The organism is Cedecea sp. AS113 (assembly GCF_037152415.1).
Classification (GTDB): domain Bacteria; phylum Pseudomonadota; class Gammaproteobacteria; order Enterobacterales; family Enterobacteriaceae; genus Cedecea.
This window is the reverse complement of the sequence record NZ_JBBCMI010000002.1, coordinates 1-18,238: the sequence shown is the minus strand read 5'-3', so window position 1 is coordinate 18,238 and position 18,238 is coordinate 1. Positions and strand designations below refer to the sequence as shown.

At 52.7% G+C, this 18,238-nt stretch carries 18 protein-coding genes; 5 read left to right on the top strand and 13 right to left on the bottom strand.

What is annotated here, in order from left to right:
• Positions 1–70: 70 nt before the first annotated feature.
• The 4 genes from WFN87_RS02215 to WFN87_RS02200 all read right to left on the bottom strand — a co-directional run bounded on the left by WFN87_RS02215 (position 71) and on the right by WFN87_RS02200 (position 3,179).
• A complete protein-coding gene (locus WFN87_RS02215; protein ID WP_336989459.1) occupies positions 71–388 on the bottom strand; it encodes a hypothetical protein in 318 nt (105 codons plus the stop codon).
• A 360-nt stretch (positions 389–748) separates the two neighbouring features.
• Complete coding sequence (locus tag WFN87_RS02210) at positions 749–1,543, bottom strand: hypothetical protein (protein ID WP_014831329.1); 795 nt, start codon at positions 1,541–1,543, stop codon at positions 749–751.
• 222 nt (positions 1,544–1,765) lie between these two features.
• A complete protein-coding gene (locus WFN87_RS02205) occupies positions 1,766–2,170 on the bottom strand; it encodes a cell envelope integrity TolA C-terminal domain-containing protein (RefSeq protein ID WP_336980952.1) in 405 nt (134 codons plus the stop codon).
• Between the two features lie 100 nt (positions 2,171–2,270).
• Entirely contained in the window at positions 2,271–3,179 is a 909-nt protein-coding gene (locus tag WFN87_RS02200) for a LysR family transcriptional regulator (protein ID WP_336980950.1), read from the bottom strand.
• Between the two features lie 93 nt (positions 3,180–3,272).
• Between WFN87_RS02200 and WFN87_RS02195 the strand changes: the two genes are divergently transcribed.
• From WFN87_RS02195 to WFN87_RS02185, 3 genes are all read left to right on the top strand, one after another.
• A complete protein-coding gene (locus tag WFN87_RS02195; protein ID WP_336980948.1) occupies positions 3,273–4,412 on the top strand; it encodes a DSD1 family PLP-dependent enzyme in 1,140 nt (379 codons plus the stop codon).
• Between the two features lie 357 nt (positions 4,413–4,769).
• Entirely contained in the window at positions 4,770–5,447 is a 678-nt protein-coding gene (locus tag WFN87_RS02190; RefSeq protein ID WP_008459313.1) for a hypothetical protein, read from the top strand.
• Positions 5,448–5,552: 105 nt separating this feature from the next.
• Positions 5,553–5,873: a hypothetical protein gene (locus tag WFN87_RS02185; protein ID WP_336980946.1), complete on the top strand. Its 321-nt coding sequence runs from the start codon at positions 5,553–5,555 to the stop codon at positions 5,871–5,873.
• A gap of 57 nt (positions 5,874–5,930) precedes the next feature.
• Here WFN87_RS02185 and WFN87_RS02180 read toward each other — a convergent pair whose 3' ends face one another.
• Positions 5,931–6,563 (bottom strand): TetR/AcrR family transcriptional regulator, encoded by a 633-nt coding sequence (locus WFN87_RS02180; RefSeq protein ID WP_336707371.1) that lies wholly within the window; start codon positions 6,561–6,563, stop codon positions 5,931–5,933.
• 191 nt (positions 6,564–6,754) lie between these two features.
• On the opposite strand from WFN87_RS02180, the gene WFN87_RS02175 reads away from it, so the two are divergent.
• The gene (locus tag WFN87_RS02175; RefSeq protein ID WP_336980944.1) at positions 6,755–7,843 is read left to right on the top strand and encodes an AbrB family transcriptional regulator; all 1,089 of its coding nucleotides are present in this window, start codon (positions 6,755–6,757) and stop codon (positions 7,841–7,843) included.
• 3 nt (positions 7,844–7,846) lie between these two features.
• Here the strand turns inward: WFN87_RS02175 and WFN87_RS02170 are convergent, their stop codons facing one another.
• The 5 genes from WFN87_RS02170 to pgaA form a co-directional block, all read right to left on the bottom strand.
• Positions 7,847–8,233 carry a hypothetical protein gene (locus tag WFN87_RS02170; RefSeq protein WP_336980942.1) on the bottom strand — a complete coding sequence of 129 codons (387 nt, stop codon included), beginning with the start codon at positions 8,231–8,233 and terminating at the stop codon, positions 7,847–7,849.
• Between the two features lie 169 nt (positions 8,234–8,402).
• A complete protein-coding gene (gene pgaD / locus WFN87_RS02165; protein WP_166993004.1) occupies positions 8,403–8,837 on the bottom strand; it encodes a poly-beta-1,6-N-acetyl-D-glucosamine biosynthesis protein PgaD in 435 nt (144 codons plus the stop codon).
• Complete coding sequence (pgaC, locus tag WFN87_RS02160) at positions 8,837–10,165, bottom strand: poly-beta-1,6-N-acetyl-D-glucosamine synthase (RefSeq protein ID WP_336980940.1); 1,329 nt, start codon at positions 10,163–10,165, stop codon at positions 8,837–8,839. The genes pgaD and pgaC overlap by 1 nt, the downstream gene beginning before the upstream one ends.
• On the bottom strand, positions 10,158–12,173 hold the full coding sequence (gene pgaB, locus WFN87_RS02155; RefSeq protein ID WP_336980937.1) for a poly-beta-1,6-N-acetyl-D-glucosamine N-deacetylase PgaB: 2,016 nt from the start codon (positions 12,171–12,173) through the stop codon (positions 10,158–10,160). The genes pgaC and pgaB overlap by 8 nt, the downstream gene beginning before the upstream one ends.
• An 8-nt stretch (positions 12,174–12,181) precedes the next feature.
• Positions 12,182–14,623: a poly-beta-1,6 N-acetyl-D-glucosamine export porin PgaA gene (pgaA, locus tag WFN87_RS02150; protein ID WP_442892742.1), complete on the bottom strand. Its 2,442-nt coding sequence runs from the start codon at positions 14,621–14,623 to the stop codon at positions 12,182–12,184.
• Between the two features lie 698 nt (positions 14,624–15,321).
• Here pgaA and WFN87_RS02145 point away from each other — a divergent pair.
• Positions 15,322–15,885, top strand: coding sequence for a helix-turn-helix transcriptional regulator (locus WFN87_RS02145; RefSeq protein ID WP_336707363.1), 564 nt, complete (start codon positions 15,322–15,324; stop codon positions 15,883–15,885).
• 37 nt (positions 15,886–15,922) lie between these two features.
• Here the strand turns inward: WFN87_RS02145 and cueP are convergent, their stop codons facing one another.
• From cueP to WFN87_RS02130, 3 genes are all read right to left on the bottom strand, one after another.
• On the bottom strand, positions 15,923–16,471 hold the full coding sequence (cueP, locus tag WFN87_RS02140; protein WP_336980935.1) for a copper-binding periplasmic metallochaperone CueP: 549 nt from the start codon (positions 16,469–16,471) through the stop codon (positions 15,923–15,925).
• 153 nt (positions 16,472–16,624) lie between these two features.
• A complete protein-coding gene (locus WFN87_RS02135) occupies positions 16,625–17,881 on the bottom strand; it encodes a hypothetical protein (RefSeq protein WP_336980932.1) in 1,257 nt (418 codons plus the stop codon).
• On the bottom strand, positions 17,881–18,238 hold a 358-nt coding region (locus WFN87_RS02130; protein ID WP_336980930.1), incomplete at its 5' end, for a CS1-pili formation C-terminal domain-containing protein. The genes WFN87_RS02130 and WFN87_RS02135, both read right to left, overlap by 1 nt.

The window sequence follows — 18,238 nt, the reverse complement described above, 5'->3', positions numbered from 1 at the left end:
ATCTCCTCAGGGGACATAATCAGTATGTCGGAAGATCTCTAAAAGTGAATGGGCCGTTTTGCAGGGATACTTACACAATCACCACTGGAGCACACTGTAATGGGTTAGAAGAAACCTTTGCTTGATTAAAAGTAATGCGCGCTGCTCTAGGGTTTCCCGCTGGGTAATGGATGATCATTACGTCACATAATTCACAACGTGGGGTTGGTCGCCCTGTACCTCGGTTAGCACTAAAATTCACTTGGTAACGATTACCATGATATTCTTGCGCCAGTGCGTTTGTACCGAGTGAATTGAAAGCGCGGATAAATGCACGGAATAGTGCAATTTCACCGCGAGCAGCCAATGACTCTATGCGAAAGGCATTTTGAAGAACTGATCCAATCATTATACTTATAGTCCCCTTATTTATGAAACGCTTAAAGATGGTAAAAATACTGTAACTAATCAGTGAGTCATTAAATGTTAACCATTGGTCTTTAGCTAATTTTAATCTTACTCCTTAGGTATCATTACAATAGCCCTGTCACACTTCCGTTTTCTCAGAGCATCGAAGAAATAGACTAATGAAGAGCCCTTAAATGAAATCCAAAAAAGGAACTACTCATCCAATATGTTTAATTGAAGAATATCCGCTTCTGGCACAGAGCATGCAGGCTCGCTGGGTAAATCCGCTATTAGCGGACATTAATGACTGAATTACGCCGCTCCACTAAGCAACTTCGGCTTGAATGAATTGTTAGACAATTCACTCTTCGGCCCAAAATTCATCTCCAGCCTCGGGGCCATCTCTTAAGCCTACAAGGCCAAGGTAGAGCATTATTGGTATCGTCTTTCGATTTGCGGCACCCTGTAAATCAAAAGCAAGCCAACTGAGACTAAGCCCCCAGACAATCGGGCCGAGCCAATTGCTCCACCAAGGAAACTTTGTTGCTAATTGTTCGATAAGCTTTTTTGCGGCTTCCTTTCCTATAAATTGAGAAATAGCTAAAACAGCTAACCCCTGAACTAAACGTGCTGTAATTTCCGGGCCAAGTACCGACATTAACAATGGTAAAAGTGCGGCCTTGTTATCTTTTAGTCTAATGAAAAATTCATTTTGTTGTTCGCAACCAATGCCAGATTCTTCGAATAGTTTTCTTTGTTGCTCTGGGCTCATGCTAAGGAATGTTTTTTCCGCTGCAAGTCTGACAAGACGCTCTAGCCTTGCTTCAATGCCTCCAAGTTGTTTTTGCTTCACCTTCAGTTTAACACTTACGTCGTCAATTATTTCTCTTATACTCACTCCCGCAGGATCTTCTTCTTTGAAGATTTTGCGGAACATATAGGCAACATCTGCACTGCCTACATAACGAATTTCTCGCTCTAAGGCTTTTGCGAGGCGAACTTTGTTGCTTGTGTTAGGATCGCTTCTATAGCAGGTCAAGAGTTCTTTGAGCTCTTTGTCAGATGAGAAGTTGACATAACTGTCAATTTGCGAAATAAGCATCGCATAATCATCTGCATCACACTTTAACAGAAGCTCGGTTGCTTCGTATCCCAAAATATTCCCCTTAATGATCTAACGCCGTGCTCAACGGCAGTTTGTTATTTGATTACCATATTAATTCCGTTCAGGTTTATAAGGCAACGCCATTTTAAAACGGGAATCTTTGAACTTCATTCATAACAGTGCTCTGCTCCATTAGTATAGGCAGAAGTTAAGAACGGCAGCACATGGCACAAACCGGACGCATAGAAACCAGTCCCATAAAAAATCAAAAACTCAGGGCTGCCCTTCCATATTCCAACGAGCCGATCCCATAACGTCGTAAACGTGTTGATCGGTAAATGCCGGGAATTTTGCGTGCCTGGAGGCTGCCAGCAAAGCGTCACAGTAGTTCTGGTCTCCACCTTTCACGATGAAATTTTGCAAGGTTCCATCTATTTTAAAATCAAGGTGCACATTGCACCTTTTTCCATTCCAGGCATGAGGCTCAGCAAGCGCGGCATCAAGTGCTTTCTTTATCCCCGAAGCCTGTTGACCATAAATATCCGTATCGGAAACTTTTCCCGTGCGATCGTAGGTGCAACTATCAAGCGCACTCTTTTTTATACACTCTTTCGGGGTTAATGGAGCACATCCTGAAAGCATTATTGCGAGCATGACCAGCATCGATACTTTAATCATCCATAAATCCTTTTATGAAGCATTGCATTACGTGGCTTTTGCCACCGCTGGATTATGCCACTTCACCCAACTTAACGATTCACTTTTTGACCTACCAATATTAATACTCAGCCCAAGGCCTCCCCGCCAGCCGCGCCTTAAGCAGCTCGATAAACTTTTGCGCCCTCGGGCTTCGTTCTGCCTGCGGAGTGCCGCTCAGCGCCACGATATCGGCATCCGGCAGCGTGTATTCCGGCAGAAGTCTCACCAGCTCGCCGCGGTGAATCTGCGGTAACACATCCCATTCGGACCGCATAATGATCCCCCTGCCCGCCAGCGCCCACTCTTTTACCACTCGCCCTTCGTTGCTCGACAATTTGGGCGAGATCCGCTGCGGGCAGTCCCCTTTGGGGCCGGAGAAGCGCCACAGCGTCACGTCTTCGCGGTTTTCCCGCAGTGCAATGCAGTCGTGATCCACCAGCTGTTCCGGCGTCAGCGGGGTGCCTTTTCGGTTCAGGTAGTCCGGGGAAGCGCAGATAAAGCGTTGGTTAGGCGCAAGCTTGATGCAGTGCATGCTGGAATCGCGTAGCTCGCCGATGAAAATCACCAGATCCCATTTGTGTAGCCTGGCCCAATGTGGGTCGTCGGAAAGTGTCAACTCCACCTCAAGGTTTTCATGCTGCGCGGCGTATTCCCCCAGCAGCGGCGCAATATAGTCGTTACCAAACCCCAGCGGGGCCAGCACGCGCAGCTTGCCTCTGACCTGTTGCCGCCTGTCGTCCAGGGCAGACTGCAGGCCAGCCAGCTCGGTGAGGATCTTCTCCGCCCGGCTCAGCAGCAGCGATCCTTCATCGGTGAGTGAAACCTGCCGCGAGGGCCGCAGAATAAGGTCGACGCCAAGCTTTTGTTCCAGCCCGCGCAGCCGCTGCGTAACGGAGGGCGGCGTGACATTCATCGCCCTTGCGCCGGCGGCCAGCGTATCGTGAGTAGCGATAGTACGGAAGAAAGCCAGATCGTCGCTGTTTATCATTAAGCCTGAACCTAATCATTAATTGATTTTATATTAATTTATACCTAATTAGCCGGATGACAAGATACAGCCTCACCCCACAGGAGACCCGCTATGTCCGCCGAATGGCTCACCACCCGTGATACCCCCTTTTTGCTGATCGAGAAAAGCAAATATTTGCGCAACATTGAGCGCCTGTACTCGCGCGTTCACGCCCTGGGCAGCGAGGTCCGGCCACATCTGAAAACCCTGCGCTCCATTGAGGCCGCCCGCTACCTGCTTAAACAAAGTGATTCCCCGGCCACGGTATCCACGCTCGCCGAAGCGGAAGCCTTTGCCGCTGCGGGTTACACCAACCTGCTTTACGCCGTCGGCATCGCGCCCCATAAACTTCCCCGCGTGGCGGCGCTGATGGCTAAAGGCGTGAACCTCCACATTCTGCTCGACAGCGAACCACAGGCTAGCGCCGTGGCCGAATATAGCCGGGCGCACGGCCTCAAGTTTTCGGTATTTATTGAGGTGGATTGCGACGGCCACCGGGGCGGATTGCCGCCGCACAGTGACGCTCTTTTGACCCTGGCCCGCATCATTGAGGCAAGCGGCTCGACGCTGACCGGACTGCTGGCTCACGCCGGAGAATCCTATAGCTGCCGCACGGACGAAGCTATTCTCGCGGCCGCCAGAGCCGAATGTGCCGCTATTAAAACCGCCGGAAGCCGCCTGCGCGCGCAGGGCTATGCCTGTCCCGTATTAAGCGTAGGAGCCACGCCGACAGCCCATTTTGCGGACGATCTCACGGACATCAGTGAAGTCAGAGCCGGGGTGTTTACCACCTTCGACCTGGTGATGAAAAACGTCGGCGTCTGCCGCCTGGAGGATATTGCGCTTAGCGTTGTCGCCACGGTGATTGGCCACAACAGGGAGAAAGGCTGGATATTTATTGATGCCGGCTGGATGGCACTTTCTCGCGACAGGGGCACGGCGGCGCAAAGCCAGGACTACGGTTACGGTCAGGTGTGCAGCCTGAGCGGAGAGCCCTACGAAAACCTGCTGGTCACCACGACCAACCAGGAGCACGGCATCGTTGCCCTGCCGGACAGTTCAACTTTGACCGTCGATGATTTCCCCGTCGGCAGCCGGGTGCGCATTCTGCCCAACCACGCCTGCGCCACCGCCGCCATGCATCAGCACTATCAGGTTCTGAGCGAAGATGGCGAGGGGCACGAGGTCTGGTCGCGGATCGTGGGCTGGTAAGCGTCAGTCAGGCTAATCAACGGCGGGGGATACCGAAAGGTTCCCTTTTTTGCCATGCCTTTGTGCTCCCACGCCCGAAGGTTTGAACATATATTTCACAACTAAATCTTATATGTTGTTGAAAACGACCTCTGATTTATGGTGTCAATTGTAACGATCTATAAATTAGTTTGTTTTATGTTTTGCCAGTGATATTAATTTGAATACGACAGAAATTATTTTTATTTATTTCTCTGACCTCAATCGCCCCCTAATATATCGGGAGGACTGCCTATGGCATAACAACAACACAAATATATTATGCATTACTTAATTCAGGTTGTAATTATTACATTCACTCAGCAAAAGGTATATATCATGAGCACAATGATTAAATTTAATCTGACTAATCAGAGCAGCACTCAGCAGGACTTTTTCTTCTTTCAAAAACCCGCTATATACAGTGGTGGAAGTAATGTCTACTCAAATAGTATCCAGAGTATTGTACTGGCACCTTATTCGACCAGCAGCAGCACTTATACTTTTCTGATTAATATGCAATTTTATGCCGGAGTTCAACAGGCAAATACGCCTCCTGTGGTAGGAAAACAATCAGGATTTTTATCCGCTATCCGTCCTATCGACCTGACGCCGGCCACCGGCACCCCGTCGAAAGGAAACTCCACCAGCCTGTCGCTGAATCCCTTTGGGTTAAGCTCGCCAGTGACAGACGCGGAGGCGGAACCGGGATCGTTTCGCATAGTCTCGCCGGTCTTTAGCCCTAATCTAAACCACGTCAACGGCGGCTCTGCCGTTATGCTGGGCGATGGCAGCGTCGTACTGTCAAACTTCACCACGGTGTTACCAAACCAAAACCTGGACTGCCAGCCAATTCTGAAATACTACATCCAGACAGGGTCATACCAGTCCGGCACTGTAATGAACTTCACCAGCTCATCCAACAGCGCTGCGCTTTGTGACGCCACCGAAGGAGAGTCAATTTTTGACGTTACTTATAATGCCGACGGTACCTGGACCGTGGTATCGAGCTGTTAAACATAAATATTGAGCTTCTGCACGGATTTATTACCCCTGCAGAAGCTCTTTATTTTTATGGCCTGTTGCTTATCATCAAACAATAGCATTTAAATGAGGTGTTCAATGTTAAAAGAAAATGATCTTGTCAATGCCGACGACCTTACATCCTGGGCTAAGAAACATGATTGTAAAGTAATAGAAAATAATGGCGATACTTATATAGGCAACCCACCAACCGCCACCAAATACCCTCACTTTCATATTTTTTCTAATGGAAAAACTAATCTGAGTGTCGGATCATCTAAAAATGAAACCGTGGGTACCAACCAGACAATCGACCCGGAAAAGCTGCGGCAGGCCTGCGAGCGATTTAGCCAGTGGCCTATTGTCGCCCCACTCAAACTGGCCATTGAGTGGGTATTAAACCCTGAAAGGAATAATTAATCTTGTTTGAAAAAAACCTTATAAGGATGGCGGTTTATTCCGCCATTTTTTAACGACTCAGCGCATCGGCTTCGACGCGGCGCCCTTTGTTTTTTCCGTCGTCAGGTACAGCTCCAGCAGCGTCTGCGCTTCGTTGAGCACCGCTTTACGCTCTGCGTCATTCTGCAGATTGGCCGCCGCCGCACCTTTGAGCATTTGCAGGATAACAATGGTCATCAGGCCGGCACGTTCGGCGGATAAACTGGGGATCACAACCTGCAGCGCGGTGGAGAACCCGCCGCGCATGGCATCCCTGAACTGAAGGCGGGCCGCTTCATGCTCGCCACGCTCTTCCACCAGCCTCAGGGCAAAGGTTCGCTGTGACTGCAGCGAAAGCACAAAGCGAGTGAACAGATCCGCTGCGGTGGGAATGTCTACCCCGGTAACGCTGGCCTCCAGCACTTCCAGCCGGTCGATCACTTCGCGGGTGTACTCCAGCAGCAGCGCGTCGGCCAGCGACTCTTTGTTGGGGAAAAACCGGTACAGCGAGCCAATGGCCGTGCCGGAGCTGGCGGCGATCTCGGTCATGGTTACGGCGTCAAATCCCTTCTCGCCGAAGAGTCGTGTGGCCGCTTCGGTTATCGCCGCCACACGAAGATGGCCACGCAGGCGTTTAGGCTGGTTTGCCGCTAAGGGCGCTGGTTTCGTCATAAAATATTTCGTATCAATCCGCTAACATTTATTCGCATAACGCCCATTGAGATATGCGAGGGCATCCTCTAGAATCTGAGTTAGGCGAGAACATCCTCGCATAACTTAACTCTCCCAGAGTGTAAGCCACGACTCCGGCGTGAGCCAGCTTAAACCGAATATTCTTCCGCGCTGCGGGCGGCTATACAACGATGAAGAAACAAGATCCTGCCACACCTAACGGTTATCGCCTGCTGTCACCGCAGCGTATGCAGTGGAGCACGCTGATTATTGCCACCGCGCTTTTCGGCGGGCTGCTTACCTGGCTGAATATTCCTGCCGCCCTGCTGCTCGGGCCGATGGCCGCCGGGATTGTGGTCTCGCTGAACGGCGCAAAAATTCAGCCCAACGGCACGCTGTTTCTCATCGCCCAGGGCATCATCGGCTGCATGATTGCCAGCAAAATGCCCCGCAGCCTCGCCGACACCTTCGGCTCTCACTGGCTGCTGTTTATTGTCTGCGTCTTTTCGGTGATTTTTATCTGCATGCTGCTCGGCTGGATAATGACCCGCATGCGCATCCTGCCCGGAACCACCGCGCTCTGGGGATTAAGCCCCGGCGCAGCCACGGCCATGACGCTGATGGCCGAAGCCAACGGCGCAGACACACAGCTTGTCGCCGCCATGCAATATCTGCGGGTGATTATGGTAGCAAGCGTCGCTTCCGTGCTGATGAAAGTCTCAGGTGAGCACGTCCCGGCCACATCTGCGACGATCGATCTTTTTGCACACGGCTCTTACGTTGCGCTGGCTGAAACTTTCGGGCTTATTGCCTTCGGCTGTATTGCGGCCAAACTTCTGCGTTTGCCTGCCGGCGCGCTGTTGATCACGCTGGTCGCTGGCGTGGTGCTGTCGCAAAATAACTGGATTGAGATCGCGCTTCCGCAGTGGGTGCTGGTGCTGGCATACACCATCGTCGGCTGGCGCATTGGGCTGAAATTTACGCGTCCGCTGTTAAAACATGCCGCCCAGGTACTGCCGCGCATCGCGGTCAGCATTGTGATTTTGATTGCCCTTTGCGGCCTGATGGCGGCGGGATTGGTGGTCGTGGCCGATATCGACCCGCTCACCGCTTATTTAGCCATGAGCCCCGGCGGGGCCGATTCCGTGGCAATTATCGCCGCCTCCAGCAAGCACATCGACATCGCCTTTGTGATGTCGATGCAGATGACCCGTTTTATTATTCTGGTCGCCTTCGGGCCGATCATCGGTAATATCATGCAGCGGCAGGCGAAGAGGTGAAACTCAGTTTCTGGCTGAACGCCGTTTCATCGTCTCTTCAATATAACTTTCGATATGAATGTTGTGCTCCCTGTTCACTCGCGCAATAAATACCGGGAGGAAGTCGGACGAAGTGTGAAGCGTATTCGCGACAAGGCAGTCAAAATCACGCTGAGTGAAACGAAGATTTCCCCTCAATGTCGAATGCTGCAGCAAAGTGTGTGCAATCACCTCAAGGGCGGCGCGCCTGTAATCATCCGTACGCAGAACATCCAAATCAGTTGGGAGAATCTCAAAGTCGAAAGAGTGGCTTATAAACCCTGATTCAACGGGTTGCGAGTAAATCAGTCGCTCCCCCTCCTGATTCACATGAGGTTCCCACCCATCACCCAATAATCGAACTGATTGCACGACTCCCCCTCTTTTTTGATTCTTTTTCACCCGTACAAGAGATGCTAAAACCTCTCCAGCCACCCACAATTTTTATCTGACTCAGCGAACAATTAAGATTATCGGCCACCCGAACCCATTATTGAGTCCGGGTATTGCCGCTGTTCAGAATACTGACGGGAAACCGGGGTTAATCCGCTTCGCTCTCTGCACGATTATTTTTAAGATCGATTATCTGCCCAATCTGGTCGTGATAAACCGTTAACTGGTTATAGCGGCTCATCTCGGACACCAGCTGCGTCGGCAGGTTAAAGCTGCGGGCCAGGTCGCCAGGCTGAAACGGTTTGTGTTCATCGAGGTATCGGTCGCTGTACCTGCGCAGGCTGTACTGATACCAGAGGATCAGCAACCAACCGTTGATGGCCGCAATCAGCAGGTACAGCAGCACGGAATTGAGCGACTGCGCGACGATTTCCCCGCGCTGGTCGGGCAATAACATCAGCTGCAGCAGCAAGTTTTTCCATACAAAGTACAAAAAACCAGCCCAGGCAATAGCGGTTATCAGGCCATCGAACAGGCGCGGTCCCAGTCGATCTTCGGTCAAAATCAGCGTGTTGGTCTGCATCATATTCTTCCTTTTCCACGGTCAGGACTTATCCAGCGCGCGCGGGCGCGGCGGCGTTTAAGCATCACTTTCGGGAACGACACCAGAGTGGTAAACAGGCCTATCATCCAGTACATCAGCGGGAACCAGACGATCCAGAACAGCGACCCGGCGATCTGCTTTTCATAGCGCCGCTCAATGAACAGGCTGATCAGGAACTGCATCAGGCACATTACGCCCAGCAGCAGCCCGGTAAACGCCGGCGGAAAGAGCGTTTCAACCACTAGGTTTGCCGGCAGCGTGGTCAGGTGGCTGGCAATAAACAGCAGGATGGTGATCGCGTAGGCGAAGGCCCACACCGTCGACAACACGTACTCCATAAACAGCGGCCACATCCGGCGGTGTTCCCAGCGGAACAGGCGACGCAGGTTGACCAGAAACACTTCCGCCCCGCCCTGCGCCCAGCGCAGTCGCTGTTTCCAAAGCCCTTTGAGCGTTTCCGGCATCAGGATCCAACACAGCGCACGCGGCTCAAAATAGAGCGTCCAGTGATGCAGCTGCAGTTTCCAGCTGATATCAATGTCCTCGGTGATCATATCCGGGCTCCAGTAGCCGACGTCCGCCAGCGCCTGGCGGCGAAAGGCGGCTATCACGCCGGAAACGGTAAAGACACGGCCATAAATACGCTGGGTACGTTTAATCAGCCCAATTATCGAAGAAAACTCACCGACCTGGATCCGGCCAATCAGGTTCGAGCGGGTGCGGATCCTTGGGTTTCCGGTCACGGCGCCCACATTGGGATGCCGAATCAGCGGCATCACAAGGTAAGCCGCCGTGTCCCGCTCGAGTAAGGCATCCCCGTCGATGCACACCAGCAGATCTCCGCGTGCGGCGGCGGCCCCGGCCTTTAGCGCTACGGCTTTTCCCTGATTCGCCGCCAGATGAATCACTCGTAGTTTTGGGTATTCCACCGCGAGCTGGTTCAGGATCTCGGCGGTGTTATCCCGAGAGCCGTCGTTGATGGCGATAACCTCGATGTTGGTGTAGCGCTGGGCCAGCGCGGCCTCTATCGTTTCCCGGGCGTTTTTGCCTTCGTTAAAGCACGGGATCAGAATAGAAATCAGCGGATTACCTTCCAGCTGCGGCGGCGGCACATCTTTGCCCCACGGCCAGTGGCGCTCCAGCCGGTACCAGAAATAGAGCCCGCCGGTCATCCACAGTACCGACATAAACAGTGGCCAGAAGAACACAAAATCCAGCAGGATTTTCCCGGTAAATACCGCCGCCATACCGAGCGGCAGCCCAAAGACCAGGCCCAGAATCAGCAAGGAAAGAAGACGATCAGTCATTGTTTGGGTACCAGTAAGAGGACATTTCAGGTCTGATATGTGAAATATCAGGCTGGTTATTGATGAAGTCGTCCGGGTAATAGCCGTAGTGTTTCACCCCATTCAGCTGCAGCAGCTGCATCCATTCTACCAGCTGTTTATCCGCGATGCCTTTCTGCGTCTTGTGGTTCCAGTCGCGCGCCTGAAGCTCAAAAATGGTTTTATTCATTCCCGAAGGCTTCGCCGCGACGGCTTTAATTAGCCGTTCCAGCCAGCTATTGCTCTCTTCCGGCGGCACGGACTCCATCAGCGGCATCGCCATCGGCACCGTCCAGTCGTAAGCGGCCAGGAAATCGTCAATGTTCTGGGCGAACCACGTCTCGCTCTCTGGCTCCAGAATCGGCAGTGCAAAGATATTTCGGGCGGTCTTTATCTGCGGGCCACGAATATTCCGCACCGCGTCGGTCAGCGTGCGCGTGAATGAGATCAGCGTCTGGCTTTTAAAGCGCGTCCAGCTTCGCAGTTCGGCAGGGTTTTGATGAATGTCGCCGATGCTGCCCTGGAACCCTGCCTGCCGGTAGGCGGCCATGGCGTCCGGCCCGGCATCTTCAAAGTCCGTGAGGAGCGCGTCGTCGTGAAAAAGAATGCCGTCAAATACCGCATGTCGGGCGAGATCTTCGTAGATGTCGATTATCTGGTGACGAACCTGTCGGTTCCATGGGGAAAGCCGTAGATAAGGGCTGGTGGCCCGCTGCGTCTTCCCGCTGGCGGCGTCCCAGCGTTGCACCCTGGGCAGCGCGGCGTTCAGATCAAAAGAGAGCACCGGCAGCCAGGCGAAGACTTTGGCATCGCCCCTGGTGCGTAACTGCCAGGCGACAAAGTTAAACAGGTCAGCGCGTACGGGCAGCCAACGGTTGGGAAAATAGAGCGACTTGATATTGCCGTCGCCAAGCGGGTCTGAGAACGCCTGCAAAAAGACATGGCTGATTTTCATGTCATACACCCGCTGCACCAGCGCATCGATATTCTTCGCCTGCTGCACCGGGTTCGGGTCGTAGACGTAGTCGAGATCCACATGCATAACGCGCACCGGATCGGGCTCCCGGACGCGGCTCACCATGCTGGCGAACGCTTTGAGCGTCGGGTTACCCGAGATCAGCACGCGCGGGATATTGTCCAGGTCGCGGGCGTCAGCGAGACCATCATTGAGCGTGAACGCCAGCTGGTAGCCCTGCTTTTTGAGCACGCTAAGCGAGGTGCCGTTGGCCGCGCCATAGGGCCAGACCCAGGCGCGAGGGGCCTTCCCGCTGAGCTGTTGAATTTTGCGACTGATTTGGCGCACGTCGTCGTCAATACGGCGGGTGAATTGCTCGTCACTTTCATACTGACCGGTGACTTTATTCCACGCCCGGTTGGCCACCGCAGGCTCACGGCTTCCCTGGGGATTCGCCTGAATACCGTAATGTGAAGCCCAGGTGTGCGCCCCTATTTCAACCAGCGGGGACTGGCTAAGCTCGCGCACCATATCCCAGGTGGCAAACTTATCGCGGGCGGTCATCAGCCCGCCAAAATCCACCTTCTTCCCCGGCGGGGTGTCTACCCAACTGCCCACGGGCGCCCAGAGTGCGGGCACATTGTATGCTTTAAGCAGCGGCCACACGCGGGTGTAGAAGCTGCTGTAACCGTCATCGAAGGTGAGCAAAAATGCCTTTGGCGGCAGCGGCGTGCCGCCCCGGTGAGCGTCCAGAATCGACTGCACGCTTACCGCGCGGTAGCCGTTTTGCAGCAGCCAGCTGATTTGCTCGTTAAGGGCGCTGGTGCGCACCGCCAGATAACGCTGATCGGGATCGCGGTCTTCAACGTCATGGTACGCCAGCACCAGAAAATGGTTCTTCGGCCAGGGCTGGTTGGCTTCAGGCAGCGGCCGCGCTTTTGGCGGCAGAAAATGAATCTCCTGCGCGCCCAGGCCAGAAAAGGTCAATAACCAGCCAAAAACGATCAGGCCGAGGCGAAAACTGTTGGTCAGCATGTTTGTCCTTAAAATCGTAAATTTGCATCAAAAGCGACGGCGAGATGCGTTTCCCGCTTGCCGTCCCAGGGGCGCTTTTCCCAGTTCAGCATGGCCCCGGTGTCAAGGACGTTGTTCCACCGGATACGCTGGCCATATCCCAGGGTTGTCATCGCCCCCGCCCCATAATTTTTTTGCCGGTAAATACCCGCTCCGGCGCTAATCTGCTGGCTCCAGACGGTGTCATAGCGCTGGTACAGCACGTGATTAGCGGCGAGCGTCGGCGCGGCGGATAAGTCCCATTTCGGGCTGTAATAGGCGGTGTCGGTCTTGCTGTTGGTGCTGTATGCCACGCCGGGCTGCAGGTCGAGCGTGATCCGCGCCGTCTGCCATAGCCGTTCTTTGCCCTGGAAGGTGTATTCCTGCCGGTGGTTATGGTCCGAAAACCAGCTGGTCGCGGTCGCGAGCTGATATTCACGCCGTTCATTTTGATGCCAGCGCACCCACAGGTTGGCCTGATTCGCACTTACCCCGTTGCGTAAAGCCCGCAGCGGCGTTGCCCGGGCCAGGCGTTCCACTTCACCTCCTACTCGCCAGCTGTCGTTGAAGCTGTGCCAGGCCGAAACCCGCCCGCCAGGCTTATTGCCACCGTTGAAGTTATTGTTCGCCAGTTCAAGCTCGACCCAACTATTGCGCGGCCGCCACTCTATCCCCCCAAACACGCTGCGGCTTAAGCCCTTACCTTCTTCAAAACGACCGCGCTCAAAGCGATGACCGCCAAACAGCCTCCAGCTGTCGGCTACCGGTGGGCCGTAAATCGCCATATCCCAGCTAAAATCGTGCGCCCCGCTGACGGGCGTATCAGAGTGGATCCCCTGCTGACCGTTAAGACGCAGTTCGGACATTCGGTGAATTTCGCGCGTTCGGTTCAGCCGCTGAGAAGCGATATCCAGCGGAGCGCGCAGCATCACATCGTCGGTTAGCAAATCCATTTGCCGCCACTCGTGCAGATCCTCCGCGACATAAGCCTGCTGCCGCTCCAGCTCAAGGTTGGATGGCTCAAGCACCTCCGCCTTTTTTAACTCTCGTTCAGCGGCCAGCGGCAGCCCGCGCGCCTGCAACACCCTGGCATAATCAATACGTAACCCCTGGTTGCCCGGCGCGGTACTGGCCAGGCGCTGGGACAACGTTTCTGCTGCTGGCAGCGCATTGGTTGACAGGAGGTATTGCAGCGAGAGCGTTTTAGCCTCCAGCCAGCGATCGTTTGGTTCGGGATTCGGGGAACCCGGCACGTAGCGACGATAAGGCGTTGTCTGAGTCAGGTTTTGCAGATAACGAGCGGCAGCGTCGTACTGTCCGCTGTCCAGCAAGGCATAAAACATCGCCTGCTCATTCTCATTCGTCGCGCCGCTGAACAGCTGCGGCGTTAGCGCCTGCGCCCTTTCTACCTGCTTTACCGCGAGGTAAGACGCAATAACCCAGCGTAAAGCCCAGGGTGGAACGCGCACGCCTTTTGAGGCCAGGGCTTCATATTCCTGAATGACCTTTGGGTAATGATTGTGGGCATAAAGTGCACCAAGCCGGTCTATTCGCGCTCTGGTAACGTCCTGCTGAGCCTGCGGATTACCACGCCATGCGGCGAGCAAAACGTCGTAACGATCCAACGCCCGCTGCGCGACGGTAAAACGAGCTTTTTCCTCTCCTGGAGGGATCTCAGCCATGCGCACCCTTTCGGCCAACGCGTTAAGTTCCAGACTTCTGCGCTCATTTGCCGGAAGGTTCGCTTGCCTGGCAAACGCCAGCGCTGGCGTATTCACCCTGTTCACGGTCAGGCTGGATATCAGGTTTTGCAGCGCCGTTTTATCCCCTGGAGCAAGCGCGATGGCTTGTGTGTCGCTTAGCAACTGGTCCCAGGTTTTTCCCTGCCGAAGATAGACATAAGAGAGCGTCTGCCAATGCGCCAGCGTCGGCTTTTCCCCGATCAAACGCAGGGCTTCATCTCTGGCCTGCCAGGCTTTTTGCCCGTCGGCCAGCGTTTTAATTTGCCCTATACGATAGTCATCGTTTCCAGGCGAGAGCTGAAGCACCCGCTCCCAGAGGGAAAGTGATTCCGTCCAGCGATGAAGGTTACGCAGGGATTGCGCCGTGGCGGCGACCCCACGAGCCGGGATAGCAGTACGCTCCTGATAACGCTGCCACACGCTGACCACTTCATCATCACGCCCGGCCCAGGAGGCGACCTGCAACCAGTCGGCCACCTGTTCCGGGTGCAATGCTCTTTGTTGTGCCTTATGTTTTAAGGCGTCAAGCAGGGGTTGATAATCCCCATTTCGTGCCTGTAATACCTGACTGTCATAGCGTGATGTTGCCCCCACCCCTTGCGCTGAAAGCAGCCCTGGCATGATTAAAAATAACGACAGCTTCACGCCACGATAAAAGAATAACTTATTGATACTCAGCCGCTGTTCCATAAATATCTATTATTCCATTATGAATGAGCATAGTTTATCCGCCGCGTTAAATGCCGGATATCGGCACTAGCGGATGTAATTCACACGGTAAAACACTCTTTTGATATGCAGAGTATTTATTTAAACGGGCACACCTCACTTAACGTCTTTTTCTGCATCTGGCTTTAGGAACAAACTCAAAATAGCGGAGATTACACATTAGGTCAGACAGCAAGAATGATAAGTCACCATGAATAATTTTGTGAACACTTCCCGACGACCAAAAACATGCTTTTAAGAATACTCTGCACCGACTTTTCAATGAATAATTTTCAATACAAAACAAAAACACAAGCAACTGATTTTAAATGAAAAAAAACCACATCAAAAATATAAAAATGATATGGGAGATGTTTTTATCAATATGTTTAAGTGAAAATCAACGTATTAATCAGGACATTTCCTGGCAAAGATTCCTAATTTCCACACCACAGACTTCTCTCTTATTTCATTTTATTTATAATTTCCCACATCAGGAATGAAGAAGGATATCTCTTTGACCCTAACGCTTTACCAACAATTAATATCAACCCCAACACTTACCTAAAGGTTAGTTAGCTCATTTTTAAAGAAATAATAGTGACACGCTGTGAATACGCATACCCCTAGCTTCAATGGCCAGGCATTTGGATTGTATGATATTAAAGGAATACACTGCGGTGAATGCGACAATTTTGATCACACAAGATCGCTATCTTTACCAGGGAATAAAAAACTATTTTCCTGATGTTATTCGGCTGTACTCCGTCGACAGAAGAAGCTTCAGCTATGGCTACAAAGAGTACGCTGTCCTGGTCGATAGCCGGTTACCACTGGAGCAGTGGGAAAACATCATCACCAGCGCAGAGAAAGCGGAGGCACCGGTACGTTGCATCATGCTGGATATGCGCCACAGTGAACTCTCCCCACTGAGACTTAAGTGGAGCCTCGATATGTCGATGCCGTACCGGGACATTGAAGGACTGTTCTGGCTGCTGCAAAAAGTGAAGCTAGACCGCCAGGCCGGGGAATGGTTTTATGCCATGCGCCTGAGTCAGGAGGAGCGGAAGATGATGATGTGGCTAAGAAAGGGTTTACCTATGGAAGCCGTGGCGGAAAAGCTCTGCACGTCACTGAAAAGTCTTTATCGCCGACGGAATGAACTTTACGAGAGATTGGGACTGGCCAACTTTAATGAGGCCTGCCTGCTCATTTATACCGACGAAGAGCAACAGTACCCCTAGTTTGGGCAGTGTGCCATGAGGCCGCCGCCCGTCGGGCTTATGATTGCTGCAATGGCAAGGTGGTCATACAAGTTTGACTGTCGTCGAAGGTGGCAAACGCGGATTGCGCGGTGCGGCCCTGATAGCTGACGCTGACCGTCCCTTCGGTATTGCGCGGCAGCCACACGCCGATGAAGCCATTTTGCTGGCTGGTCAGCGTTTTATTCAGGATAACGTTGCCCGATTTATCGGTAATTTTGACCTCAAAGGGCGTATTGACCATCTCACCCTGGCAGCCGGAAAGGCTGTGATTGAAGCAGGGATGCGTTTGCTGCAGGTATGGCGCAAACGACAGATAGAACTTATCCCCCAGCGGGTAGCTAAACTTCTGCTGCCTGTCCGAAAGCACCAGCGCACGGCTGGTCACACCGGCGCTAAAACCCAGCGGGCGAGCCTGCGGGGACTGGTCAATAGCCTCAACCACTTGCTCGGTAGTTTTTCCCGCCAGCCCGTGTTTCGCCAGAAAGGCATTTGCCTCAGGTGTGGCCGCCAGTGCAGACCCGCTAAGGGCCAGCGCCAGCCACGCCGTCATGATACGTATTTTCATCCTGTTTCCTTTTCCAGAGTAAGGTTTAACAACCACTGACGCGGACGTTACACCTTCCCCCAGGGGGAAGGTCAAAGGCATGGCAGTAAAGAACGGCAAGATTCTGTATTTATAAAGTTTTAATTGATCTCAATCAGCTATTTTTCGACATTTCTAGTCCGCCTGAGCATCAAGCACTAGCGTCACGACTCCCTTCCAGGTTGAACCTGGGGATTTCACCATCGTTTCAACCCCGGGTTTCCGGACTTTAAAATCAACCTGTGAGCGACGATGAACAACAAACTCGCCGGGAGGTAAAATAACATGGCCAGCCGGTAACGAATTCAACAGCAAATTTCTGGCTTCTCTTCCGTTTTCCGTTTTATAACCCGGTAAGGTGAGAGAAACCTCCAGCGGTATTTTTTCTCCGGTGGGGGATGTTGTTTCGCGTAACGCACAGGCCCCCTCCAAATCATACTCACAGCGCATATTGACAGTGAAGCCGGAGGTAGACGACAGGGTGAAGGGGACTTCCTGACTCAGGGAGTCAGGGACACGCCCACCGTTTGTCCACTGGCTCCAGCCGCCTTTCGGGGCCAGACTGACCTTGATCAATTCCGCGTCGGAGGGAAACTTCACCTGGAAGGCATGACGTACGTTCGCCTTTATTTTTATTCTAATTTCAGTGTCAGAGGTCGTTTCGGCATGAAAGTCAATATCTTCGCCTTCACCAACGGTATAAACCACTTCACCTTCGTACTCACCGCTATAAACACCTAATGGATCGGGTGTTTCTAACGTATAGCCAAAGCTAAAATCGGCAATACTAACATCACCTTGAAAAGAGCCACCAAGCTCCTTGTAGCAGGTCAGCTTTTTTTCTGGCACTCCCCATCCATATCTGTACCAATGTATATAACCAACGCCAACCCGCCCTGAGCACCCGCCCTGAGGAGAACGGCCCGCGCCGTTCATTACACTAGCTATGTTAGATCCATCTATCGACGTGTGTTGCACACCAAAAAAAGCCAGACGAAATATCCCTGCAATTTGATTCCCTGTTTTATCATCTCTTAAAACAATATTCCTTGTCGTGCCATCAAGGGATATTGATGTATAATTGCGTACGTTATTGCTCGTAGAGTCAAAATACTTTTCCGCCGATAACCCAGGAACCAAAATACTGAACTCCCCCACATTACAAAGCGTAGAGTGCTGAGAACAAAACCCAGAGACCGGGGTAGTATTCACAAACGCATTCTTCTGCGGCTGCTGCAGGTCGGCGATAAACTCCGTAGTGACGTTCACCGTTGCAGCGTTGACTGTGGATATCATCGCCAATAAAAGCAGCGCGGACAGTGCGGCCGTATTTCTTCTGCGGAACAGGGCGTTATTAATGAAGTCGATAATATACATCTGTCGGGTAAACATTATATGTCCTTATTCCTGGCTGCTTTGCTGGCCGCATAGCCTGCGTTCCCCGCCAGCGGTAATTCGTCACAGGTCAGATTGCCGAGGAAAATAATCTCATCGGCCGTTTTCTGCGTGGTGGGATTCAGGCGTATTTCACACTGGTTCATTGCGCGGTACTCCACCGCCAGCACCGGGTTGTTTTCATGCACTTCGAGGGTGAACAGCCCGTCGGATTCGGTGACCGTCCTGCCGGCATGATTCACCACCTGAGCACCGCCCAGGGCGTGGCCATCGCCGTCCACCAGGCGCCCCATCACCGTCACCGTTTTCATCACTTTCACGGAATACGCACTGACGCCCCCGCGAATATGCTGG